The following is a 23474-nucleotide window of genomic DNA, read 5'->3' as shown; positions in this document are numbered from 1 at the left end:
GAGCTTATGATGCGGTTAGCGTTTATCTCTGTGGTATTGGCCGCCCTGCTGGGCGGTTGCAGCAGCGGCCCGGCCGCTCCGACCCTGGAGTCGGGCACCATGGTGGTGCGACCGGCTGCGAGCTGGCCGTTTGGTGCGACGCCGCGCTACGCGCTGGCCGAGCAGTTCCAGTATGCGGGTGAGAGTGCCGAGGGCTGGCTGGTGCCGGTTCAGCAGGCGGTCAATCAGGAGCTGGGCAGCAAGGGCTGGCAGAGCGTGCCCCTCGATGAAGCGGATCTCTGGGTCGCCATCGGTGTCGCAGGCAGCAAGGACTTGAGCGATGGCGAGATCTTCGCCCGCCTCGGCATGACCCCCGGGCTGCAAGCCAAAGTGGGGGCACGCAAGGGCACCCTGGCCATAGTCCTGCTCGACCGGCGTACCCAGCAGGCAGTGTGGAGCAGTGCCATCCAGCTCGCCAGTGACGTCGCCATCCCCGACGAGTCACGCCGCCAGCTGAGCCAGCAACTGGCCGGCCAGATGCTGGACTCCCTGCCCGCCCGCTAGCACGGGTCTTTTCCCCTTGAAACAAAACGGCCTGCGAGAGCAGGCCGTTGTGATCACACCATGACGATTACTTGCGCTGACAGGTCAGCAGGGTCACATCTTTCTGACTGAGGATGGCCTGTTTCTCCTGATTCCAGAAGGTGGTGACACCATCGGAATACTTGGCGCCAGACTCTGCTTCTACCCGGCCCAGCTTGTGATACACGCCGGCGTACGGGAACTGCACCATGTCGGCCTGAGCATCATAGGTAATGGCCAACAGCTCTTCCCCGCACTGGTACTGGCTGTACTGGTACTGGGTCGGCTGGGGCATGCTGCAGGCCGCCAGCCCCAGCAGGGGAAGTAAGACTATCAAGTTTTTCATTGCACTTTCCTTATGTCATGGCGTTATCGACGGGACAAATCACAGCTATCAGGCTTCAAGAATTTGATAACTATGGGTAATTTCTACCGCTTTTTCCAACATCAGGGAGACGGAACAATACTTTTCCATCGACAGGTCCACCGCACGGGCCACCTGCTTCTCGGCCAGCCCCTTGCCGGTGACCACAAAGTTAAGGTGGATCTTCTCGAACACCCGCGGCACCGACTCCACCCGCTGCCCTTCCAGTTCCACATGGCAGGCGGTCACGGATTGACGTGCCTTCTCCAAAATGGAGACAACGTCGATCGAGCTGCAGCCGCCCACCGCCAGCAGGATCATCTCCATCGGGCTGGCACCTTCACCGGGGTTGGCGCCGTCCAGGGTCACCTGATGACCGGACTCACTCTCGCCGACAAACTTCATGCCTTCCACCCAGCTGACCTTGGCTTTCATCTCACATTTCCTCTTAATGACGACATATCTGACTGACATAGCATACCCCAGACGGCGCCCAATCGGCATATGTGAGCCATTTTCGCGAACTTCGGTGCTAACTAGATCAAAATCAACATCTGATGCCCCCAAGTTCCCTAAAATGGCGCAGATAGCGCAGCAGGCATCAAGGGGATCTGGCAAAAGCCCTCAAAGCCTTGTCAGCACAGACAAAGGCTCTTATCCTACTGCGACTAATACAAGGAATGGCAAGGTTGGCAGCTTGCCCGGACGCACGAGTCCATAAAAAGACACTACAGAGGAATTCTCATGGTCATTGGCAAACCGCAAAGCGATCCCACCCTGGAATGGTTCTTGTCGCACTGCCACATTCATAAGTATCCCGCCAAGAGCACCCTGATCCATGCGGGTGAGAAAGCGGAGACCCTCTACTACATCGTCAAGGGCACTGTGGCCGTCTTGATCAAGGACGATGAAGGCAAGGAGATGATCCTCTCCTATCTGAACCAGGGCGACTTCCTGGGCGAGATGGGCATGTTCGAGGAGAGCGAGAATCCAGAGCGTTCCGCCTGGGTGCGCGCCAAAGGCTCCTGTGAAGTAGCCGAGATCTCTTACAAGAAGTTCCGTCAGCTGATCCAGGTCAACCCGGACATACTGATGCGTCTCTCCGGCCAGATGGCGACCCGACTGCAGCACACCAGTCAGAAAGTCGGCAACCTGGCCTTCCTGGACGTGACAGGCCGGATCGCCCAGACCCTGCTCAATCTGGCCAAACAGCCGGACGCCATGACCCACCCGGATGGCATGCAGATCAAGATCACCCGTCAGGAGATTGGCCAGATCGTCGGCTGCTCCCGTGAAACCGTTGGCCGGATCCTCAAGATGCTCGAAGAGCAGGAGCTGATCTCCGCCCACGGCAAGACCATAGTGGTGTTTGGTACCCGCTGACAGGGTTCCCTGACGGCTCAGCACAGAGCCGTTGGATAAAAAAGGCTGCCACGGCAGCCTTTTCTGATCGTCTCCCCTATAATCGCGAACGCCCTTCCCCAGCCTCAATCAAGCGAGTGTGTATGCATCTTCAATGTCCCGTTTGCCGCAGCCCCCTGCATCTTCACGAAGCATCCCGCGGGGTCTATTGCGACAACAAGCACCATTTCGATCCGGCCCCGGAAGGGTATCTGGATCTCATTCCCGGCAAGAAGAATCCCAAGGACAGCGACAGCCGCGCCCTGATGCGCGCCAAGCGCCACTTCCTAGAACAGGGCCATCAGGCGCCGCTGGTAGACGCCATGGCGGCCTTGCTCGCCCCCCTCGGTGCCCATGAACTGATCCACCTCGGCTGCGGCGAAGGTTACTACTGCCGTGCCCTGGCCGAACGCCTGCCCGAATGGCAATTTGGCGGATTCGATCTGGCCAAGAACGCCATCTTCGCCGCCAACAAGGTACAGCCTGAAGCTCAGTTCATCATCGCCGATCCGGCTCGTGCCCCGCTGCAACCGGGCACGGCCCAGGTGCTGCTGGTCAATGATCTCAAGGTCAAGACAGAGCTGCTGGTCAGTTGGCTGGCACCAGGTGGTTACCTGCTTTACCTGCAGCCAGGTCCGCGCCACCAGTGGCAGCTGAGAGTCAGCCTCAACCCTGTCAGCATGGAGCACCCCCTCAGCTGGCCAGCCCTCGGCGGCCTCAACCCCGTGGGTCAGGAGCGTTGCCAGTTCACCATGACCATGGATCAGAGCCTGCGCAGCTTCATTCTGGAAACCAGCCGACTCGGCTGGCGGGCCAGCGCGGAGCAGCGTCACGCCTTTACCCAGCAGGGACCGGATGAGCTGGAGCAGGATCTGCTGCTGAGCCTGTGGCAAAAGCCGCTCTGATTGCGCTCATTTCCATGAAAAAAGGCCCTGACGGGCCTTTTTTATTGAACGAATACAGACGTCACAGCTTGATCCAGGCATCTCCCCAGGCCGTGCCCTTGCCAGGCTCATAGGCCCAGGCCGCGCCCGCACACCAACCGGTATAGGGGTGGGGCTTGCACTGGTAGTTGCCCCCCAGATTGCTTACCTTGTCCCCCGCCTTGTAGGCCGTCCCTGCTTTGTAAGGGGGGTTGCCATCCGGTGGCGTGGTGCCGCCACTGCCCTTGATCAGGATCTCGTGGGTCGCACTGCGACTGAGCCCCTGCTCGTCGGTCACCTTGAGCACGAAACCGTAGCGGGTGTCGCTGAGCGGGGTAGCCGGCAGGGTGGCACTCAGGGTGGACTGGGACAGATCCGAGGCGCTGGCCCCGGCGGGCAAGGTCCAGGCGTAGCCGAGCGGCTTGCCTTCCGGATCGCTCGAACCCTGGCCGGAGAGCAGCACGGTCGCACCGCCCAGCGCCTCGTTCGGGCCGCTGATGTTGGCCACCGGCGGCAGGTTGGTGCCGCCGCCGTTGTCCTCGATCACCACCTCGGGGAAGAAGTGCTGCACGCACTGGCTGTAGTCCCGCGCCTTGAACGCGCTGAAGCGGGTCTGGTAACCCACCAGCTTGCAGGCGTAGCTCTTGCCGCCATTGGGATTGCCCGGCACATAGCTCCAGTCATTCTCCCAATAGATGGGCAGGGCGCCGGCGCCCGCCTCGTCAAAGTACTTCATGTTCTTGCAACCGAGCACCTCGTCTGCCGGCACAGGCACTCCCAGATACTGGGCCTGGGCCTGGTAGTAGGTGATGCGGTTCTGGGACTGGGCGTGCTCGGCCGTGCCACCGCACTCCACCCCGCCGTTGATGATCTGGGTGGTCACCCCGAAGCCCGGTACCAGACCATTCTGCCTGTCGTGGGCATTGGGCTGCCAGGTGCCGTCGATCACGTGCAGCATGGAGGGCTTGGGCGGCTGCGGATAGACGAAGAAGAAGACGGCGCTGGCGAGGTTGAGCCAGGTGTCCGCCACTTTTTCCGGGTTGTCCAGCAGGGTGCGCACTGTGCCGAACATGGCCTCGGAGAAGGGGCCGTAGTTGTAGTTGTAAGAGAGCTGCTTGGCGCCACGACCGAAGTAGCTCTTGAACTCGCCGTTCTCGAACTTGCCGCATGGCCACTGCTGACCCTGCCACACATCCGGCCGACACTCGGCGTTGTAGCCGCCGCGCATCTGCTCGGTCCAGCCCATCTCCCGCACCCAGACCAGGCCCTGACGCCACTCGGGCTCGGGTCGCCAGCTCTCGTGCCCGCCGGTCTCCTGGGCGAAGTGGGCAAACATGGTGGCCAGCGACTTGCGGCAGATGGCCTCGGCATTGCGACCGTCGCTGTAATCACCGCAAAAAGCCGGGAACTTGGCCACCGCCTGCAAAAAACCGCGATAGGTGTATTCCGGGGCCCGCAGCGAGAACAAGAAGTTGAACTGGGACTCGCTGAGCAATCCCTCGACCCGCTTGACGTTGGCAGGATTGAGCGCAAGCCCGGGGGCCACCGCCTCGACCACGGCATTATCGCGGGTCGCGATGGAGGCCTTGACTGCCGCCATGGCCGGGAAGTCGGTGAGGGCCTGCTCCCTGGCGTCCAGCTCGCTCTGGCTCAGGTAAACGGGCGTGCCTTCGGTGGTGCCGCTGCCCCCCTCCACCGGAGGCGTGATGCCAGTGCCACCATCAGGCGGAGTCGCCTCCCCATCCCCCATCAGGGTCCACGGAGAGTCCCATTCATTGGCCACTTGTACCCCCGGGCTCTGGCCCGGATTGGCGTACCATTTGGCTTCATAGATCTTGCCGTTGAAACTGACCTGGCTGCCGCCACTGTAACCCTGATTGATGTCATACAGGGCGGCGGCCCACAACTGACCGCTCAGACAGAGTCCGGCCAGCAGGCTGGCCACAGAGGACTTTCTCATCATCATCGTTACCTCTTGCTAGATAAAAGGCGGGGCTTGGCCCCCGCCTGTGGTACCTCGCATTGCGCGAGGAAAAAGCGTCTCAGCGCGTCAACGGCATGCCGTTGACCGTGTAGCCGAGACCGGCCGGTGCCGGCGTGAGCAGAGCGTCACTCTGCACCTGATTGCGGCACAGCACGCTGGCGCTGCGCGGCTCGCTGGCAGTGGGCACGTTGACATGGAACTTGTTCATCACGCTGGCGCTCAGGCGGTGGTTGGCCAATCTGAAACGCAGCAGCCCATCACGGGTCTCCACCTGCAATTGGCAATCCCCCGTCCCGAGCCGCTCGCTGTCATCGCCATAGGTAAAGCCATAAGCACCGTGCAAGGCCGGATAGAGGTAACCGGGCAGCTGCCTCTGCGGATCGTAGTAACCGACCAGCGTCGTCACCGGCACCCCGAAGGCCACGGGTTTACGATCCACCGCCAGGTCCGCCAGCGGCCCCTCGTTCCAGCGTGCACCGTCCGAGGTGTAACTCTTCTTGAAGCCACGAGAGACGGTGATCTGCTGACCGTTGATGAAGAGGGTACTGTTGTAGCCAGCGTCGTGATCGACAGTGACGATGCGGCCACGATTGACCGCCGAGGCCAACGGCAGCTGGATGTTGCGGGTCCAGTTGCCATCCCACATGGCCACCTTGACCAGGTCGTACTCGGCCAGCAGGGCGGCCAGTTTCACTTCCCCCAGATCACTCACGGGTGCCGTGATCTGCTCGGAAAGGTCGACCTTGTGACGGTAGGGCTCCATTTTGGCGCGGCTCTCGTTCCACTTGCTGAAACCCGTGGCGGAACTGGCATCAAACACCGCCTTGCTCTCGAGGAAGCGCTGGATGATGGCCGCCGAGTTGGGGGTGTAGAGCGTAAAACGGTTGAAACCGGATAGCGGCGCACCGCCAGCCATCGCATCGAGACCAAAGGTGCGGCTGTGGAACGGCGCCTGACACTGGCCATCCAGACAGGTGCTCTGACCGCTGCGGGTTGCGAAGAAGTTGGGAATGAAGCGGTTCTTGTCGCCATCCCAGCCCCAGGTGGCATTGTTCTGGTCAGCGCTGCGATGCACAGAGCCGGCAAAGCCCCCCACATAATGACCAAGGCCGTAGTTGTGACCCACCTCGTGGCTGAACTCGTTGCCAAGGGACGCGTCCAGGGTGACTATGCCGCCCCCGCCGGAGCCGCCATGTACCTTCACCCCGTTGGCGTACTTGCCGCGACTGTTGTGGGCAGCCAGCTGGGCCACCACATAGGGGTGGCTGCTCTCCCCCTCCCCCGCCGTGCTGTTGATGCCGTAGTTGGCATTGTCGATGCCATGGGAGATGAGCTCTTTACCGATGCGCTGGCGCATGGTGCCGTCGTGCCAACCCCCTTCGCTCGGATCAAAGTCGGTGAGCAGGGTGCCATCCGGCAGCATCACCTCGGGCAGCGACAGGGGGGCATATTGACTCACGATGAGACGGCTGGCAGGTATGGTCTGGAAGTACTCCCGATGCGCCTCGGGATCCTTGGCAAAGGCAAACTGGTTGCGCGGTGTGGTCAGCATGCCGATGTCGATGGTGTGGATCAGCAGCTCCCCCGGTGCCCCCACCTTGAGGCCCGTCAGCTCGCCGTGGAGCTGGTTATGACTGAACCACAAGCTGAGTCCAGGTACTATCCACTTGGAGGGCAATACCCCGCTCCAGGCATCGCTGGCGTAGGTGATGCCGTTATTTTCCAGCTCACCGTCACGGATCCACTGACCGCGCACAAATTTGAATTGCTGGCTCTGACCGCGGGAGAGTGTCACCTGACGGCCACTGAAAGTGACAGTCGAGTCGTAGCCGGCATTAGAAGCGAGGCGCACCATCTTGCCTTCCAGCGTCGCATCCGTCGGCAAATAAACGTTGCGCACCCAGCGCCCGTCTGCGGTCTGGATGGACACAAGCGCATGGACTCGCAACTTGCTCAGCAGGAAGGAGCCGGCCGGATCACCCAGCTTTGCCAGTTCGCTGCTGCTGTTGATGACGCCTGTGGTGCCGGGGCCTGGGGTGAAATCGACCCCCTCTTCGGGGGAACCCTCCAGGTAGTAAGCGGTTTTGGGTAGTTTAGAGGGTGGGTTGAGTCCCATTGAGCCGAGCAACTTACCCGTCCCATCATAGGCCATCACCACCATGGGAGCTGTGCTGTCGGCTTGCATCGGCCTGACCAGCAACAGGCTCTTGCGCAGGGCGGTGAGACGGGGCTGATTGTCCCCCTCACGAGGATGGGCGGGCAGGATCTGGCTCTGGGCAAACTGCACCCTGGCCGCCAAGGATCCTTGCAAGTCATTCTGTGGGGTTGTGCCGTCGAATATCAGGGCAGGGACAGCCTGAGTAGCGGCCAGCAGAGAACCGCTTGCCAGCACTGCGGTGATCAGGCTGGCAATACGGGTAGTGTGTATGGTCATCATGACGCTCGCTGTTGTTGTGGGAAAGAGAAGGGGCATGCCAAGCATGCCCCCGGTTGGTTCACAAAAAGGCTAGTTGACAAAAAAGTTAATTACAGGTGGCGGCGCCCAGATCCTGCCAGACGTCGTGCTTGCCGGGCTCATTGCCACGGGTCCAGTACTGGGCCTTCCACTTGCGCCCGTTATGGGTGGTCAGGTCACCGGCGTTGTAGGCCACACCGGCATCCCAGCCCAGCTGCACCTGGCTTGTCAGCTTCCACTGATCGGCGCTGCGGCTCGGTTCATTGCCCTGGGTCCAGTACTTGGCCTGCCACACCAGCTGGTTGTGGCTCACCTTCTCGCCACCGTTGTAGGTGGTCGCGGCTTTCCAGGCCGGCCAGTTGGCCGCATCCGGATCGGTCGCCCCGCACTCGCCTCCCCCGCTGACCGGCGTCACGGTGAGACGGGTCTTGCCCTGGGCATCCAGCACGCCGTCGGTCACTGTGACACTGAGGTCGTAACCGGTCGCCTCGGTCACGCTGGGACCGGTAACCACCAAAGTGCTGCTGTTCTGACCGCTGGCCGTCAGGCCTGCCGGGACGCTCCACTGATAGCTGAGGGTGTCACCGTTGGGATCGGTGGCATTGGCAGTGATGCTCACCTGCTTGCCTGCCTGTACCGAGACCTTGTCCTGCACCGTCACCACAGGTGGCAGATTGGGTTGCGGCGCCTTGTTGGTCACTACAACCTGATCCTTGGCACTGAGGTTGTGATCGTCGGTCACCGTCAGTTCGAACACCAGATTCACGTCCTGGCTGACCGCATCGACGCTCACCTTGGCCTTGGCCAGGTTGGCATCGCTCAGGGTCGCCTTGGGACCCGATACCTGAGTCCAGCTGTAGCCGAGCACGGCCCCTTCCGGATCGCGGGAGGAGGAACCGTCCAGCACCAGCTCTGCCGGGCCCGTCACGGCAAGATCATTGCCAGCGTTGGCAACGGGCGGCTTGTTGGTGGGCGGCGTTGTGCCTTCCCCGTTGCCCAGCCCCTCGTGCATGGCGTTGAGAATGTCGCCGTTGTCGGCGTCGATTTCCCAGGCAAAGAGGCCGCCGAGCTGGTTGGCCAGCACATACTGTCCCTTGGCTTTGACCGAACGGTCGTCATCGAAGGTGATGAGCTCACCGGTGGATGCCTTGAACACATAGGGTGCCTCGGCAACTTCGTCATAGCTGTACTGCCAGTCACCGGCCATCTTGCCCTTGGCGATGCCACGGTAGTCGATGACCCCCTTCTCCCAGATACCTTCCGCTTCGGTGCCCGCTATGGGGCCGGTGGCGGTGCCGGTGAAGGGATTGTTGCCCTGATAACCACTGACGCCGGTCCAGCCACGGCCATACATGGCCGCGCCGACCACTACTTTGCCCGGTTCGACGCCCTGACCCAGCAGTGCCTTCACCCCCTTGTCCGTGGTGTAGCGGGTATCGGGATCCCAGCTAGCGTCATACAAGGCGGTCTGGTGACCCAGCTCGGTGTTGGTCCAGGCGCCGTTGAAGTCGTAGCTCATCAGGAAGATGTGATTCATGTATTGCTGGGCGGCGCGATAATCCACCTTGGCAATCTTGTCATCGCCGGCGCTGATGGCGGAAGTGAGCTCGTAGGTGCGGCCCGTCTCTGCGCTCAGCTCGTCGAGCATGGCGCGCAGCTCCTTCATCAAGAGCACATAGGTCTCGCCATCGGAGGCATTGCCAAGATCCGGGTTGGCTCCCTGGCCACCCGGGAACTCCCAGTCGATGTCCACCCCGTCGAAGAATTTCCAGGTCTGCAGGTACTCTTTCACCGAGGCGACGAAGGTGTCGCGCTTGGTCTTGTCACCAAAGAAGAAGAAGGGGTCGGAGAGGGTCCAGCCACCGATGGAGGGGAGAATCTTCAGGTCCGGATAGGCCTTCTTGAGCGCCATCAGGTTGCCGAAGTTGCCCTTGTACGGCTCGTCATAGGCGGTGAGATTGCCCTGCCCCATCTGGATGGCAGCCCAGGGATCGTGGATGGAGACCTTGAAGTCCTCCCGCCCGGCGCAGGAGCGTTGCAGCGCCTCGAAACTGCCGGAGATGGACTTGAGACTGTCGTTGATGCCATTGCCGCCACAGATGGGGGTAAAGCCGTAAAGAATGTGAGTCAGGTTCTGGGCCGGGACCTTGTCCACGGTGAACTTGCGGCCATAGACACCCCACTCCACATAGTAGGCCCCCACCACCTTGCCGGATTTGTTGGCGTAAGGTTTGTTGTTCTCCTGCAGCGGTGCCTTGAGCGGCACCAGATGGCTGCCATCGGTGTCGGCCACCAGAATTTCTTTCTTGTCGGAGAGAGTGCAACCATCGGCATTGCACAGGGCCACCTGCATCTGGTAGCGGCCCCCCTTGGTCACCTTGAAGTTGGCGGTGCCGGCGGCGGAGGCCGCGCCGGACCAAACCTCCTGGCCATCGAGCAGTACCTTGGCGGTCTGGCCGACATCACCGGACCAGAGGTTCCAGCTCACGCTGACCGGCGCACCATCGGCATGTACCTTGACCAGTTTGTTGTAGGAGGTGGCGGCTTGATCGACTTCGACGATGGCGAACTTGGTTTCGCCCCAGCCGATGGTGGGTTTGCCGGGGGCGGCAGCGAAGGCAGAGGAGGCACACAGACCCCCGACCAACAACGCCAGTACTGAGGGTTTTGGACTTAACATAGTTGAATATCCTTATTTCGTTCTTGGAATTAACAACGAAAAAGGCAACGCCAACCAGACAGGTAACGCAGACAACATCGCGCCATGGCTTGGCCCATGGACGAAACAACCTGTGGTGGCCCCGCTATCTTAGGTACTGCTGACCCTTAGACCGGAAGCTTTGCGTCCCGGACTTTCGTCCGGTTTGCCTTTTGCACAACTTGATTTGCGACAAAAAATAATCGCCGGTTGAATATAAGGAGTTAAACGAGGAAGGGCAAACCCCTGGCAGGTTATTAATAAGCCACTTTTTATCGGAAAATAGCCCCAAACGAGAAGAAAAGACGCTTTGTTGTGTAAGAAAGCGCCGATCTTGACGTCTCGGGGCTGAGATTAAAAATCAGACGAATTACTTGTTTCGTGATCATCATCAAGTTTGGCAGGCCGTAATATGCTGTTCATCAGCGCACGCAACTTGAGCGGTTTGACCGGTTTGCTGATGTAGCCGTAGCCGTGTTCACGGATCTGCGCCTGCAACTCGCTCTTGCGATCCGCACTGATGATGATGCCGCCAATGTCGTTGCCATGGGCGAGGCGCAGCATGTGCAGGGCCTGCAACCCTGTCTTGCCGTCATCCAGGTGGTAATCGGAGAGCACCAGCTGCGGCAGGAAGCCGCCGGCGATGAGATCCTCCGCCTGAGCCTGGCTTTGGGCACACACCACCTCGCAGCCCCAACGCCCCAGCAGGGAGTGCATGGCGATGAGAATGTCGCTCTCGTTGTCGATGCAGAGTACCCGGATCCCCTCCAGCTGGCTGTCCCGCAGGGCGGGCGCCGCCACCTGCGTCGTTGCGACAGGACGGGTCGCCAGATTGAGGGTGATGGCAAACACGGATCCCGCCCCCGGCCAGCTGCGCAGGGTCAGGTTGTGCCCCAGCACCAGGGCAATGCCGCGGGCGATCGCGAGCCCCAGCCCCAACCCCTGCTCCTTGGCGGTGCGGGAGTGATCGAGGCGGGAGAACTCGTCGAAGATGGCCTCCTGCTTGTCGGCCGGGATGCCGGGGCCGTTATCCCACACCTCGATGCGCACCTTGTCCCCCAGCCGGCGGCAACCGAGCAGCACACGGCCACCCGGGTTGTAGCGAAACGCATTGGTGAGGAAGTTTTGCAGCACCCGCCGCAGCAGGCGCACGTCGCTGTACACGGCCAGCTTGCTCTCCACCACCGAGAACTGTATGCCCCCCGCCTGGGCCAGCACCCCGAACTCCGCCTTGAGGTTGTCGAACACGTCGTGCAGGGCGAAATCGAGCTTTTTAGCCTTGAACTTGCCCGCCTCGAGCCGCGAGATGTCGAGCAGATCCGTGATGAGATCCTCGGTCGCCCCCAGCGCATCGTCGATGTGACGGGCGATGCGGGCCGTCTCATCCCGGGGCGGCAGCATCTCCAACAGGGAAGAGGTGAACAGCTTGGCCGCATTGAGGGGCTGGGTCAGATCGTGGCTCACCGCCGCCAGGAAGCGGCTCTTGGAGTGGTTGGCCCGCTCCACCTGCTGGTTCACCAGCAGCAGCTGGCGGTTCAGCTCAGACAGCTCGTGGGTACGCTCGGCCACCCGCGCCTCCAGGTGTTCGTTGGCTTCCCGCAGCACCCGCTCGGCGTCGCGAAACGGGGTGATGTCGGTAAAGGTCATGACGAAACCGCCGGCCGGCATGGGGTTGCCCTGCATCTCGATCACCCGGCCATCGGGTCGCTCCCGCGCCGAGATGTGGGGGCTGCCGCGCAGCATGAAGGCGACCCGCCGCGCCACATGGGCCTCGATATCTCCCGGGCCGCACAGCCCCTGCTCGGCGTTGTAACGGATGATCTCCTCGATGGATCGCCCCATCTGGATGAGGCCGGGCGGGTAGTGGAACAGCTCTATGTAGCGCCGGTTCCAGGCCACCAGCTTGAGCTCTCTGTCCACCACGGAAATCCCCTGCCCCATGTGCTCTATGGCCCCCTGCAGCAGGCCGCGGTTGAAGCGAAACACGTCGGAGGCCTCGTCCACTATGGTGGCGATCTCTTCGAGCTGCATGTTGCGCCCTTGCAAGGCCGAGGCCAGCACCAGCCGGGCAGACGAGGTGCCAAACACCCCGGCCAGCAGCCGCTCCGTATGGGCGATAAGCTCCGCAGAGGCTTGCATCTGGGGCGCCAGGGTGCCGCCCCGCTCGCCGGCGAAACGACCGAAGGCCCGCTTGACCCGGCTCGAGCCGACGAAGCGGGCTGCCAGCATCTCCAGCTCCTTGACCGAGACCCGCGCCTGATAGAGGGCCGCCGTATCGCGGCTCGGCTTGCCGACAAAGTTGGCCGCCTGCAGCCGCTCGCTCACCGCCGCCCGCGACAGCAGGGAGCCCGCCACATAGCCGAGCAGGTTGAGCAAGAGGCTCAGGAAGATGCACCAGGCTCCCAGGCTCAGATCGCGAAATGCGGGCCAGTCGGGTGGCGCCAGCAGGGATTCCAGCGGCGAGCCGGCCAGCAGGCCACTCTCAGCCAGCAGGGTGACAAACCAGAGGCTGACCCCGAGTGCGAGGCCAAGATAGACCCCCTTGCGGTTGCCGTGCCGCCAGTAGAGGCCGAGCAACAGGGCGGGGGCAAACTGGGCCACGGCACCGAACGACAGATAGCCGATGCGCGACAGGCTGGTGAGATCCCCAAGCCAGAGGTAGAGCCCCCAGGCCGCCAGCAGGATCAGCAGGATGGCGCCCCGGCGCACCTGCAGCAGCAGCCGCACCAGCCGCTCGTCGCGCCCCTGCTGCCAGAAGCGGCGCAGCAGCACAGGCAGCACCAGATCGTTGCTGACCATGATGGCCAGGGCAATGGTACAGACGATCACCATGCCGGTGGCCGCCGAGGTGCCGCCGAGAAACGCCAGCATCGCCATGCCGTCGAAACCGAGCGACATGGGCAGGCTGATCACATAGGTATCCGAGGCCATGCCGGCACCCACCCACTGCTTGCCCGCCAGCGCCAGCGGCCAGATGAAGAGCCCCATCACGAACAGGTAGAGCGGGAACAGCCAGCGCGCCCAGTGCAGATCCTGGCCCTGATTGTTCTCCACCACGGTCACGTGGAACTGGCGCGGCAGGCAGATGACGGCGCACATGGCGACCAGGGTGTAGATGGCGAGCTCCAGCAGACCGCCCGGCGTCACCGCCACCACGGCATCGAGAAAGTCGCTGGCCACCAGGGTGCGGGCCTGGCTCGGCTTGCTCAGGATCAGCCAGAGCGCGAAGCCCCCAACAGTCACGAAGGCGAGCAGCTTGACCACGGATTCGAAGGCAATGGCCACCACCATGCCTCTGTGGTGCTCGGTGGCATCCAGATTGCGGGTGCCGAACAGTATGCTGAACAGCGCCAACAGCAGGGCCACACCGAGGGCCAGTCCGGCGGTATTGCCGGTGGGGCCGGCAGACACAGAGTTGGCCATCAGCAGATCCAGCCCGGTCACTATGGCTTTCAGTTGCAAGACCAGATACGGGAGTATGCCCATGATGGCGATCAGCGCTATGACCATGGCCAGACGCTGGGACTTGCCGTAGCGGGCGGCGATGAAGTCAGCGATGGAGGTGATGTGCTCGCGCTTAGCCACCAGGATGAGGCGGGCCAGCAGTCGCCAGCCGAACAGGAACACCAGCATGGGGCCCAGGTAGATGGGCACCGGCGACCAGGGCGATTCGCTCGCCTGCCCCACGGTGCCGAAGAAGGTCCAGGAGGTGCAATAGACCGCCAGCGACAGGCTGTAGAGCAGGGGTTGCCCCTTGAGGCGGCGGCGCTTGTTCTTGTCCGCCACATAAGCGATCAGAAACAGCAGCCCCAGATAGGCGAGCGACAACCCGATCAGCAGCCATCCCTGGTGCATCTGTAACCTCTTGTCCATGTTGAATATTTAAGCGCGGCAGCTGCCAGTCTAGAGAGGTGCCCGGAAAATGTCATCTCCTTCTTGTGCATCAAGCCTTATCGTTTTTCAATAAAAAACTCCTTGACTGAATATCGAAAAACGATAAACATTGGCGCCAGATTATCGATAAACAGTAAGCATATGCCGCACTGTGCGGCCCATGGCATCTATCACGAGGTATAGGATGGAATACAACAAGCTCGAACGCATGAGCAGCCTGATCGAATGGATCCTGCTGTTCGCCCTGCTGGCCACCCCGCTCATGACGCTGACGGATACCTGGTCTCATCTGCTTGGTGGCAATGACAGCCTGCACGACGAACTGGTAAAGGCGCTCGGCCACGACGGTGACAAGGTGTTCAACGGCGTGCCACTAAAGACTCAGGAAGATCAGGCCCTCGGCACCTTGCTAACCCCGCCGGCACCTGTGCTTAGCGACTATCCGCTCACCTTCGGTACTCGCCTTCTGGCCACCCTGATCATGCTGCTCCCCGATCTGGTGTTCATGCTGATCCTGTGGCAACTGCACCAGCTGTTTCGCGGCTATCGGCACGCCATGCTGTTCACCTTCGGCCAGATCCGCCGCTATCGCTGGCTCGGCTTGCTGCTGTGTGCCAGCTTCGTCGCAGAAATCATCACAATGCCGCTCGTCGACATAGCCCTCACCATGCAGGGGCCTGAATTGCATGGCACCATCAGCATAGGCTCATCAGATTTCAGGCTGCTGCTGGCCGGCTTGATTGTCTCGGCACTGGCCCTGGTGATGCGCGAGGCCAAACAACTGGCCGACGAACAACAACTGACGGTGTGAGGATCCCATGCCCATCATAATCCGGCTCGACGCCCTGCTGGCCGAGCGCAAGATGACAGCCCGTGAACTGGCCCAGCGGGTCGACATCACAGAGGCCAACCTCTCCATCCTCAAGAACGGTCATGCCAAAGCGGTCCGCTTCTCCACCCTGGAAGCCATCTGCCGCGAGCTGGGCTGCCAACCGGGCGACCTGCTGGGCTATGAGCAAGAACGCTAACCCGCAGGAACGACGCCATGACCCTTCCACCCATCATCCAGAGCCTGTTGCTGCTCCCCTTCTGGGGAGCAGCCGTCGAGGCCCCGCCCGGCCCAAGCTATCAGCTCATGGCCAGCGCCAAACCCGATACCCTGCTGATCCGCTTCAGCCCGGAAGGGACACAGCCTTTCACTCTTCTGCCCGCCCGTACCTTGCGCGGCATACCACAGCAAGGGTTGCCTGCTCTTACCTGTCTGGAGAGCGGCGCCAGGGTCAAGCCGGGCCAGCCAATCCGGTGCCGCGAGCTGAGCTGGCAGGTGACGCTCAAGCCAGTGCCTGCTACCGGGGCCGATGCCTCTGCCCAGCAGAGCCTCTACTTTCCACAAGGCGGCTGGCTGGTCACCGAATGGGGGAACTTCCCGCGCCAGCAGGGTGCACAACCGGGCCGGGTCTGCCTGCCGGATGGCCGGTGCCACCCCATGCCCCGCATGGACGAGCCGCCACTGATCCTGCCCTTCGCCCTGCCAGCGACAACCCAGTCTCGGCAGGGAGCACGTCTGCAGATCCATCACGATGGGGTGGCCGGGGCGCTGAATATCGCCAGCCTGCAAAAGAAGCTGGAGGCCATCATCGATTACCTCGCCTTCCAGCTCGATGCCCCGCCCCCAAGCCAGCCCTGGCAACTGGTGTGGCTGGCGCGCGACATCAGTACCCACTCGCTGGGAGGCGCCGCAGGTGCCGGGGCTTTTGTCGCCAACTATCCGGTCAGCGACAACCAGCCCACTGCCGATGCCCCACTGCGCCTGCTGCGCACCAGTGCCCACGAGGCGGTGCACATGCTCGACACCCGGGCCAGACCGACCTGGGTCGCCGAAAGCCTGGCGGAGTACCTTGCCATCAAGTCGCTGCACCGCTTCCGTCTGGACACCACCACGGCCGCCGACGAGCTGGTGCAGCGCGAAGACCGTCTGCCCCATGCCAAGGCAGGCCTCTATCAGGCCAGTGATGCGGTCAAGGCGGGGGATCTTTCCTACTATCCCCTTTTCTACGTGAAAGGGAGCGCCTTCTGGGAGGCACTGGATCTGGCCCTGCAACGCCATCACCGTACCCTGTCGGCACTTTTGCCACACCTCTCCTGGCAAGAGGATGGTCGCTTCGACGCGGCCTCCAGCACCTTGCTGGCGGGCACCCTGGGTGCCGAGGTCTGGCATTCCCTGATCAGCCGCTATCTGAGCGAGCCAGCGTGAGGCGAGCGATATGCAAAAAGGGGAGCACATGCTCCCCTTCACTTTGTCTGGCACCTTCATTTTCGGCCAGAACATTTTTGGCCAGAACATTTTTGGCCAAGATCAGGCGGAGGCCGCCTCGCCAGGGCGCAGCCTCAGGAAGAAAACGGGCACCACCACCAGCACCATGATGAAGAAGATGCCGCCACCGAGAGGCTCGAACAGCAGGCCAGAGAGTGTCATCAGGGCGGCCACCGTCATGCCTAGACCGAGCGCCGCGTAGAGTGCCTGGGTGGGGATCAGCTGCTCCGTTGGCAACTGACGGGTCATGAAGCGCACGGCGCCGAGATGACTGACGCAGAAGGTGACCGCATGAAGCAATTGGCCCGCCACCAGCACCACCATATCGGTGGAAGCGCCGAGCAGGCTCCAGCGCACCACGCACCCGATCGCCCCCACCAGAAACAGGCTCTGGGCGCCGAACCGGTTGAGAAAGCGCTTGTCGGCGGCGAACATGCCGATCTCCGCCACCACCCCCAGCGCCCACAGATAGCCTATGGTGGTACCGCTGTAACCTGCTGCCTTCCAGTGCATTGCGCTGAAACCGTAGTAGGCGGCATGGCTGCCCTGCAGCAGGGCCGAGATCAACAAGAAGCGGCGTACCGAGGGGGACTTGAGGGTATCGAGCAGGGAGGCTTTCGCCCGCTCTCCCTGAATGTCGCGGGGCGCCGGATGCAGCGGCAACCAGCTGAGCAACAGCATGAGCAGCAATCCCGCCACCATGGTATGCAGCACCCAGTCGCTGCCAAAATTCCCCACCAGCGATCCCACCAGAGTAGATGCAACGATGAAAGCGAACGAGCCACATAGCCGCACCTTGCCGTAGTCGAGATGGGCCTGCACCACCATGCGGGTAGCCAGTGCCTCCCCCACCGGCATCAGGGTCGGGTAGATGAAATTCGCCACCAGGGTCAAGCCCACCAGCCACCAGAGACTGTGACTCAGATAAAAGCCGAGAAAGGCCAGCAGGCTCAGCAGACAGAGCAGCCGGGTAACGGGCAGCAGGTGCCCCGCCCCCTTGATCTGCCCCATCACCAACAGGTTGCCGGCGAAGCGGATCGCCATCCCGGCTCCCAGCAACAGGCCTATCATCTCGGCGCTCACGCCGATCCCCTCCAGCCAGAGCGACCAGAACGGCAGATAGGCACCATAGACGAAGTAGAAGGCGCCAAAGAACAGGGCTAACCAGGAGAAGGCGGGCATAGATCCTCGACAGCGGGAAGAAGGGGCACAAATGATAACCGATTTGCAGGGGAGGATCCTGCGATCCCGAGGGGAAGCAAAAATGAAAAACATCAATAAAATTGAACTATTGCCACAAGAGCGGAGTCTATTGAGTAACACCACCTCCTGGTTAGTGTTGCAATCTTTCCACCCGCTTCTGGCGGGTTTCTTTTTTTAGTGGTCATGGGCCGGTTTCAGCCCACAGAAAAGGGGCCTTGCGGCCCCTGAGTCATAAGATGTGCGTGCTGCTCACCGGCATTAGAAGACGTACTTGACCCGTGCGCTCAGGTTGCGGCCCGGCTCTGTCTTGTTGCTGGTGTTGGCTGTAGCGCTCTGCCCAGTGATGTTCTCGTAGCTGACATACTCCTTGTCAAACAGGTTGAAGACACCGACGTTGAGCTGCAGATCCTGTATGGGCTTGAACTGGGCGTAGAGATCCACCACACCCCAGCCGGCGCTCTTGATGTTGTCGTTGCCTCTGGCATCCTTGCCAACCTTGTCCATGTCATCGGCAAAGCGCAGCGCCGTGTTGATGTTCCAGTTCGCCTGTTCCAGACGCACACCCACACTGCCGTTGAGCGGGCTCAGGCTGTTGATGTAGTTGCCATCCCCATCCTTGCCTTCGATGTAAGCCAGATTGCCCCAGACGTTGACCAGGTCATTCAACCAGTAGTCAGCCTTGGCCTCGACCCCCTTGGTGGTCGCCTTGTCCAGGTTCTGGTACTGATAAAGCGCAGTGCGACCCTCGGTGCCGACCTGGGCCAGCTCGATGAAGTCGTCAAACTTGTTGTAGAAAGTCGCCACTTCGTAGCTGAAGCCGCCGGCATCGCCGCGTACCCCCAGATCGATGCCATCGCTGCTCTCGGGCTTGAGGTTGGCATTCGGCTCGATGCGATAGCCATACGCCTGGTGGTTCAGGGTCGAGAAGGCGTTGTCATACATGGGGGTCTTGTAGCCATGGCTGTACTGGGCGAACAGATTGGCCGCCTCGTGTGCCTTGAACACCAGCCCCAGCTTGGGCGAGAACTCCCCTTCGGAGAACTTCTTGAGGTTTTCGCCCGTGTAGGCGGGATCCTGATCCGGGGTCATACGGTAGTAGTCGTAGCGAACACCCGGCGTCAGTACCCAGCGCTCGCCAAACTTCAGCTCGTCGAAGGCCCACAGGGCACCGTGTTCCGTGGTAGTGGACGGGAAGCTCAGCTCGCTGTAGCCAACAAAGTCACCCGGCGTGGTCGGCGCCTTGAAACGGGTGCGCTCGTTGTCGGTATGCTCATACTCCAGGCCCCAGGCAAGGCGCTGACTGGCCAGTGCCTTGCTGAATTTCACCTGGGCCCCCAGGCTCTCTTGCTCGAAGCCATTGCTGTCCAGCGAGTTCTTGGTCACATAGGGGTTGCCCGGTCTGACCGGATACTTGGAAGAGGCGTACTGATCCAGGGTCTGCTTGGTGCGGGCATAGTAGACTTTGCTGTCGATGCGATCGACCCAGGGCGCGTTCAGGGCGATGCCGTGATCCAGCATCAGGGAGAGGTTGTCCGTGTCCTTGTCGGTGATCGGCTGATTGAAGACGGAGCCTGCCTTGGTGAGATCGACGGCATCCGGATCCTGCCCTTCGTTGAAGTAGTCGACGGTCAGTTTCAGGAACTGATCGTCGCTCAGGTTCCACTGGCTCTTGAACAGCACGGCCTGGCTGACGATGTCGAACTCCTTCTTGTCGCCATCGTAGTTCTGGGTCACGCCACCGTCACGCCAGGTGTAGCGCAGCAGGTTCTCGAACTCGCCGCTGCGCAGGGCACCGGTAAAACCGGCCATGTTCTGATGGCTGCTGGAGGCGTAACCACTGGTCACGTCCAGGTAGCTGTCGCGGCCCCGAAGGAAATCGCTGGCATCCTTGGTGGTGATGGCGATGACGCCGCCCAGGGCATCGGAGCCGTAGGCCGCCGACGCAGGCCCCTTGACCACTTCAATCTGCTTGATCATGTCGGTGTCGAAGTAGCTCTGGCCGACCCCGCCGTTCTTGTAGGCATCGTTCTGGCGCACACCGTCACGCACCATCTTGACCCGATTTTCACCCATGCCACGGATGACGAAGGTCTGGGCATCGCCAGCACCGCCTATCGCAGTCACGCCCGGCTCGTAACGGAACAGGTCGGCAACGTTGCTCACCGCCTGCTCTTCAATCTGCCTGGCCGTGATCACAGTGATGGGACCGGAAACATCTTCCAGTTTTTGCTCCATCCGTGAGCCGCTGACGACCATGACTTCATCTGCTTTCTTGTCCGCCGCAAAAACCGGGGAAGCGAGGCCGGCCGCCACGGCAAGGGCAACCAGCGAGAGGGTGTTGTTGTGCGCCACTGTGAATCCTTATTGAGAACTGTTATCAAACAGCTGGCATATTACTTAGCTCGCAACAAAGATCAACAATAAAGGTAATCATTCTCATTTTCTTTTGTCATAGTTAGGTTCTACACTATTCCCCTCTGTTTTCCAGCTCGCCATGCTGTCATCGTATGGCTCCGGCTCTTCTTCGTTGTGAGATACCATGACCCGACTACTGCCCCTGCTCACCCTTCCCCTGCTGCTGGCCGCCTGCGCCACACCGCCCGGTAACGATGCCGGCACCCCCTACCACTATCAGCTCAGCGCAGGCCAGTCCGATGCAGGCCAAGGTGAGCTGACTCTGACACAGGCGGTGGATCGGGTGGCGGACGCCGACATAGTGCTGGTGGGCGAGCTGCATACCCATCCTGCCGTACACCTGCTGCAGGCCCGTCTGCTGGCGGGGCTGGAAGAAGCATCCCGGGCCGATGGTCGTGCCCTTGTGCTCTCCATGGAGCAGTTCAGCCGTGCCGATCAAGCCGTGGTGGATGCCTATCTGGCCGGGCGCATAGGTGAGGCGGCCCTCATTCGCGATGGCAACGCCTGGCCCAACTACCAGAGCGACTATCGCCCGCTGGTGGAGTTTGCCAAACAGCACCATCTGCCGGTCATCGCAGCCAACGCCCCCAAGCCGCTGGTAAGCTGTGTCGGTCAGGAGGGGCCACAGTGGCTCGACAAGCTCCCCGCCAACCGCCGCAGCCAGCTTGCCCGCGAGCTGACGCTCACCGACGATGGCTATCGCCAGAAATTCATGGCCTCGCTCCACCACGGTGATGCCGACGCCAATGCCCGCCGCTTCGCCGCCCAGACCAGCTGGGATGACACCATGGCCGAAAGCATGGTCGATTATCTCAAGCAGCATCCCGGCCGGCGCATCATGCACATCGCCGGCAACTTCCACGTCGAGGGGGGCCTGGGGCTCGCCAGCCGCATCGCCAGTCGCAACCCTGCGCTCAAAGTCGCGCTGGTGGTGCCAGAGACTCTATCGCAGACGAATGCACAGATCCCAGCCGGGCAAGTTGCCGATATACGGGCCCGGATCACACCTCTGCCAGAACGCTGGCTAAATGCAGATGAAATGAAGCAAGATATGGGCGCACTGCATCAATCCCGAAGCCGTGACTGCAGCCAATGGCTGCAACCCTGAAAATCGCCTAAGGATTCCATATGGATGTGTTACTGGTCATCGACATGCAACAAGGGCTGTTTGCTCATCCCCGCCATCAGGACGCGCAGGTCATTGCCAATATCAATCGTCTGGCAGACAGCGTGCGGGCCAATCAGGGCCGTGTCATCTATGTGCAGCACGACGCACCGGGTTCTGAACTGGAACCCGGCAGTGCAGGCTGGCAGCTCCACGCCGATTTGATCCCGGCGCGTAGCGACAGCAGGGTGAGCAAGACCGCCTGCGACAGCTTCCTCGATACAGAGCTCGGCTTTCTGCTGGCGGAACAGGCAGTGGATCGCCTGCTGATCAGCGGCTGTGCCACCGATTTTTGTGTCGACACCACGCTGCGCAGCGCCGCCGCTCGGGGATTTGACGTATTCGCGGTGACGGATGCCCACACCACGGCGGATCGTCCTCACCTGAGTGCAGAAAAAATCATCGAGCATCACCACTGGATGTGGGAGCACCTGAGCCTGCCAAAGGGCAGAACCGTGACCCTGCTCACGACGGATGCGTTGCTCGAAGCCACCCAGCCCGAGCTGGCGTGTTAATCTGCCAGCCTTGAAGTGATCACCGGATTGGAGTCTTGTGTGCGTCTACTGTCTGCCGTTGCATTCATGCTGTTGTTACCGGCAATTTCTGCCTGCTCCGGCTTGCCGGGGCGTCAGCCGGATGGCCCGGCCCCCCTGTTTAGAACCCAGATCAACGAAGAGGGGAGCAAGCGTTTCACGTTTGAAGCCGCACCGTTCGACACCCTGCCTACCCGGCTGGAGGAGAACGACGGCAATCGCCTGAGTCGCAGCAAGAGTCTGCTGGAACGGCGTGAAGCTCTGCAGGATGCACAGTTGACCCAGACCCTGGCCGAACGGAAGTATTGCCACAATGGCTATATCATCCTCAGCCAGACTTCCTGGAAGATCCGGGGCGAGTGCAACGAGACGGCCAGCCAGGCCGATCGCGATGCCTTCCCCAACAAGGCTTCCTGGCAGGACTAGCTCTCTGGTGTGACACGCAATAAAAAACGGGCAGCCTGGGCTGCCCGTTTTTTATTGCAAAGGCCTGTCGTCAGACTGGCGCATCGGCCGGGCTGGTCAGCTCGGCACCGTTGTCGACCCGTTTGTGCCCTTCCACCAAATGCACGAAATCCACCAGCTCGTCACCTGAGACGCGAAATGCCTGGCCGAAGCCTTTGACGAACAAACCCTGCTCGGGTTTAAGGCGAAACAGCACGAAATCCTTGAGATTGGACAGCCCTTTGACTATCTCGCCAAAACGCCCTTCCAGCGCGGCAATCGCCTGACTCCAGCGCACGTCGTCACGAGCCACTACTTCGGCCAGTGCATCAAAGGTGAGACGCTTGCGGGCGAACAGCTCACGGGCACCTGTCTCGTCCTCGATCAGCATCAGCGATACCTTGGGTACCTGTTGCAGGTTGCGGGCGTGACGGGCGATTTCAGAGATTAGCACATAGTAGCCATCTTCCTGCAGCACGAAGGGGGCATAGCTGGCGTTGGGGTTGCCTTCGCTGTCCACCGTCGCCAGTTGCAGGGTGCGGCAACCGTCGCGAAACTCGCGGATCTCCGGTTGCAGACGATTCTGCAGACGCTCCTGACGTTCACTCATGCTTTTACTTCCTCTTGGTACTGGTGGCGCAAGGCCATGAAACGCTCCACCTGGGCAGGCAGCAGCTTGCGCTGCTCATCACGTCCCAGATAGACCTTGAAAATACAGCGGCCGCTGTGGCCGAAGAACTGGAAAGAGTGGCCTTCTTTACCCATAAACAGCTTGCTGACCAGGGCAATGCCGACCACGTTGTCGAGCTTGAGATGGCCGTGCATCTCGCCGTCACGCCCCATCAGGTTGTAGTAGCCGCGGGCGTTCTTGCCCCTGGGAAAGGGCGCCTTTACCTCGAAAATGGAACCATCGGATTCGACGATGGTGGTCACCTGACCCCAGTCGGCCAGATCCGCCAGCAGGGCTTCGGCCTGCTCGGCGGGGACCAGGGTCACCAGCTCGTCGGGCAGGTGGCGCACCACCTCCCACTCGCTGACCGCCAGCTGAGTGGCAATGCTGGAAGGATGGGCGCTGGGATCTTGCTCCAGCAGCTCATGAATGCGTTGTGCAATGCTCATC

19 protein-coding genes and 1 riboswitch are annotated in these 23474 nt (G+C 61.3%); of the genes, 9 read left to right on the top strand and 10 right to left on the bottom strand.

Annotation, left to right across the window (positions count from 1 at the left end):
- Nucleotides 1-9: 9 nt before the first annotated feature.
- Complete coding sequence (locus AC1P02_RS09895) at nt 10-543, top strand: DUF4136 domain-containing protein (protein WP_021138329.1); 534 nt, start codon at nt 10-12, stop codon at nt 541-543.
- Nucleotides 544-610: 67 nt separating this feature from the next.
- Here AC1P02_RS09895 and AC1P02_RS09890 read toward each other — a convergent pair whose 3' ends face one another.
- Complete coding sequence (locus AC1P02_RS09890; protein ID WP_021138330.1) at nt 611-907, bottom strand: MliC family protein; 297 nt, start codon at nt 905-907, stop codon at nt 611-613.
- A gap of 48 nt (nt 908-955) precedes the next feature.
- Nucleotides 956-1360, bottom strand: a complete 405-nt coding sequence (locus tag AC1P02_RS09885; protein WP_005311765.1) for an OsmC family protein — start codon at nt 1358-1360, stop codon at nt 956-958.
- Between the two features lie 309 nt (nt 1361-1669).
- On the opposite strand from AC1P02_RS09885, the gene crp reads away from it, so the two are divergent.
- Together crp and AC1P02_RS09875 are read left to right on the top strand one after the other, a co-directional pair.
- The gene (crp, locus tag AC1P02_RS09880; protein ID WP_005311762.1) at nt 1670-2308 is read left to right on the top strand and encodes a cAMP-activated global transcriptional regulator CRP; all 639 of its coding nucleotides are present in this window, start codon (nt 1670-1672) and stop codon (nt 2306-2308) included.
- A 122-nt stretch (nt 2309-2430) separates the two neighbouring features.
- Entirely contained in the window at nt 2431-3231 is an 801-nt protein-coding gene (locus AC1P02_RS09875; RefSeq protein ID WP_021138331.1) for a putative RNA methyltransferase, read from the top strand.
- A gap of 61 nt (nt 3232-3292) precedes the next feature.
- Here AC1P02_RS09875 and AC1P02_RS09870 read toward each other — a convergent pair whose 3' ends face one another.
- The 4 genes from AC1P02_RS09870 to AC1P02_RS09855 all read right to left on the bottom strand — a co-directional run bounded on the left by AC1P02_RS09870 (nt 3293) and on the right by AC1P02_RS09855 (nt 14241).
- On the bottom strand, nt 3293-5215 hold the full coding sequence (locus AC1P02_RS09870) for a glycoside hydrolase family 19 protein (RefSeq protein WP_485185213.1): 1923 nt from the start codon (nt 5213-5215) through the stop codon (nt 3293-3295).
- Between the two features lie 76 nt (nt 5216-5291).
- Nucleotides 5292-7667 carry a M66 family metalloprotease gene (locus AC1P02_RS09865; protein WP_485185441.1) on the bottom strand — a complete coding sequence of 792 codons (2376 nt, stop codon included), beginning with the start codon at nt 7665-7667 and terminating at the stop codon, nt 5292-5294.
- Between the two features lie 88 nt (nt 7668-7755).
- Nucleotides 7756-10368 (bottom strand): glycosyl hydrolase family 18 protein, encoded by a 2613-nt coding sequence (locus tag AC1P02_RS09860; protein ID WP_485185211.1) that lies wholly within the window; start codon nt 10366-10368, stop codon nt 7756-7758.
- 111 nt (nt 10369-10479) lie between these two features.
- Nucleotides 10480-10567: riboswitch (cyclic di-GMP riboswitch) on the bottom strand.
- 173 nt (nt 10568-10740) lie between these two features.
- Nucleotides 10741-14241 (bottom strand): hybrid sensor histidine kinase/response regulator, encoded by a 3501-nt coding sequence (locus AC1P02_RS09855; RefSeq protein ID WP_485185209.1) that lies wholly within the window; start codon nt 14239-14241, stop codon nt 10741-10743.
- A gap of 223 nt (nt 14242-14464) precedes the next feature.
- Between AC1P02_RS09855 and AC1P02_RS09850 the strand changes: the two genes are divergently transcribed.
- Genes AC1P02_RS09850 through AC1P02_RS09840 form a run of 3 tightly spaced genes read left to right on the top strand, consistent with a single transcriptional unit; the run spans nt 14465 to nt 16534 of the window.
- Nucleotides 14465-15091 carry a DUF2975 domain-containing protein gene (locus tag AC1P02_RS09850; protein ID WP_485185207.1) on the top strand — a complete coding sequence of 209 codons (627 nt, stop codon included), beginning with the start codon at nt 14465-14467 and terminating at the stop codon, nt 15089-15091.
- Between the two features lie 7 nt (nt 15092-15098).
- Nucleotides 15099-15308, top strand: a complete 210-nt coding sequence (locus AC1P02_RS09845; RefSeq protein WP_005311752.1) for a helix-turn-helix domain-containing protein — start codon at nt 15099-15101, stop codon at nt 15306-15308.
- Between the two features lie 17 nt (nt 15309-15325).
- Nucleotides 15326-16534 carry a hypothetical protein gene (locus tag AC1P02_RS09840; protein WP_427268796.1) on the top strand — a complete coding sequence of 403 codons (1209 nt, stop codon included), beginning with the start codon at nt 15326-15328 and terminating at the stop codon, nt 16532-16534.
- A 102-nt stretch (nt 16535-16636) separates the two neighbouring features.
- Here AC1P02_RS09840 and AC1P02_RS09835 read toward each other — a convergent pair whose 3' ends face one another.
- On the bottom strand, nt 16637-17776 hold the full coding sequence (locus AC1P02_RS09835; RefSeq protein WP_485185205.1) for a 3-phenylpropionate MFS transporter: 1140 nt from the start codon (nt 17774-17776) through the stop codon (nt 16637-16639).
- 279 nt (nt 17777-18055) lie between these two features.
- Nucleotides 18056-20149, bottom strand: a complete 2094-nt coding sequence (locus tag AC1P02_RS09830; protein ID WP_265462361.1) for a TonB-dependent hemoglobin/transferrin/lactoferrin family receptor — start codon at nt 20147-20149, stop codon at nt 18056-18058.
- A 187-nt stretch (nt 20150-20336) separates the two neighbouring features.
- Between AC1P02_RS09830 and AC1P02_RS09825 the strand changes: the two genes are divergently transcribed.
- From AC1P02_RS09825 to AC1P02_RS09815, 3 genes are read left to right on the top strand one after another with little or no spacing between them, the layout of a single operon-like run.
- The gene (locus tag AC1P02_RS09825; RefSeq protein WP_485185202.1) at nt 20337-21320 is read left to right on the top strand and encodes a ChaN family lipoprotein; all 984 of its coding nucleotides are present in this window, start codon (nt 20337-20339) and stop codon (nt 21318-21320) included.
- 20 nt (nt 21321-21340) lie between these two features.
- A complete protein-coding gene (locus AC1P02_RS09820) occupies nt 21341-21892 on the top strand; it encodes a cysteine hydrolase family protein (protein ID WP_096120078.1) in 552 nt (183 codons plus the stop codon).
- Between the two features lie 39 nt (nt 21893-21931).
- A complete protein-coding gene (locus tag AC1P02_RS09815) occupies nt 21932-22336 on the top strand; it encodes a hypothetical protein (RefSeq protein ID WP_005311736.1) in 405 nt (134 codons plus the stop codon).
- A gap of 70 nt (nt 22337-22406) precedes the next feature.
- On the opposite strand, the gene hutZ is transcribed toward AC1P02_RS09815, so the two are convergent.
- Entirely contained in the window at nt 22407-22964 is a 558-nt protein-coding gene (gene hutZ / locus AC1P02_RS09810; RefSeq protein WP_005311733.1) for a heme utilization protein HutZ, read from the bottom strand.
- Nucleotides 22961-23473: a heme utilization cystosolic carrier protein HutX gene (gene hutX / locus AC1P02_RS09805; protein ID WP_021138344.1), complete on the bottom strand. Its 513-nt coding sequence runs from the start codon at nt 23471-23473 to the stop codon at nt 22961-22963. The genes hutZ and hutX overlap by 4 nt, the downstream gene beginning before the upstream one ends.
- Nucleotide 23474 lies beyond the last annotated feature (1 nt).

It is taken from the genome of Aeromonas sp. TS_SC_11, from assembly GCF_057318915.1.
The sequence above is the reverse complement of the archived record's forward strand: the minus strand, read 5'-3'. Positions and strand labels throughout refer to the sequence as shown.

Bases quoted from the DNA above. Each gene is read 5' to 3' on its own strand.
- AC1P02_RS09895 (WP_021138329.1), top strand. From the start codon at position 10: ATGCGGTTAGCGTTTATCTCTGTGGTATTGGCCGCCCTGCTGGGCGGT.
- AC1P02_RS09890 (WP_021138330.1), bottom strand. From the start codon at position 907: ATGAAAAACTTGATAGTCTTACTTCCCCTGCTGGGGCTGGCGGCCTGC.
- AC1P02_RS09885 (WP_005311765.1), bottom strand. From the start codon at position 1,360: ATGAAAGCCAAGGTCAGCTGGGTGGAAGGCATGAAGTTTGTCGGCGAG.
- crp (WP_005311762.1), top strand. From the start codon at position 1,670: ATGGTCATTGGCAAACCGCAAAGCGATCCCACCCTGGAATGGTTCTTG.
- AC1P02_RS09875 (WP_021138331.1), top strand. From the start codon at position 2,431: ATGCATCTTCAATGTCCCGTTTGCCGCAGCCCCCTGCATCTTCACGAA.
- AC1P02_RS09870 (WP_485185213.1), bottom strand. From the start codon at position 5,215: ATGATGATGAGAAAGTCCTCTGTGGCCAGCCTGCTGGCCGGACTCTGT.
- AC1P02_RS09865 (WP_485185441.1), bottom strand. From the start codon at position 7,667: ATGACCATACACACTACCCGTATTGCCAGCCTGATCACCGCAGTGCTG.
- AC1P02_RS09860 (WP_485185211.1), bottom strand. From the start codon at position 10,368: ATGTTAAGTCCAAAACCCTCAGTACTGGCGTTGTTGGTCGGGGGTCTG.
- AC1P02_RS09855 (WP_485185209.1), bottom strand. From the start codon at position 14,241: ATGCACCAGGGATGGCTGCTGATCGGGTTGTCGCTCGCCTATCTGGGG.
- AC1P02_RS09850 (WP_485185207.1), top strand. From the start codon at position 14,465: ATGGAATACAACAAGCTCGAACGCATGAGCAGCCTGATCGAATGGATC.
- AC1P02_RS09845 (WP_005311752.1), top strand. From the start codon at position 15,099: ATGCCCATCATAATCCGGCTCGACGCCCTGCTGGCCGAGCGCAAGATG.
- AC1P02_RS09840 (WP_427268796.1), top strand. From the start codon at position 15,326: ATGACCCTTCCACCCATCATCCAGAGCCTGTTGCTGCTCCCCTTCTGG.
- AC1P02_RS09835 (WP_485185205.1), bottom strand. From the start codon at position 17,776: ATGCCCGCCTTCTCCTGGTTAGCCCTGTTCTTTGGCGCCTTCTACTTC.
- AC1P02_RS09825 (WP_485185202.1), top strand. From the start codon at position 20,337: ATGACCCGACTACTGCCCCTGCTCACCCTTCCCCTGCTGCTGGCCGCC.
- AC1P02_RS09820 (WP_096120078.1), top strand. From the start codon at position 21,341: ATGGATGTGTTACTGGTCATCGACATGCAACAAGGGCTGTTTGCTCAT.
- hutZ (WP_005311733.1), bottom strand. From the start codon at position 22,964: ATGAGTGAACGTCAGGAGCGTCTGCAGAATCGTCTGCAACCGGAGATC.
- hutX (WP_021138344.1), bottom strand. From the start codon at position 23,473: ATGAGCATTGCACAACGCATTCATGAGCTGCTGGAGCAAGATCCCAGC.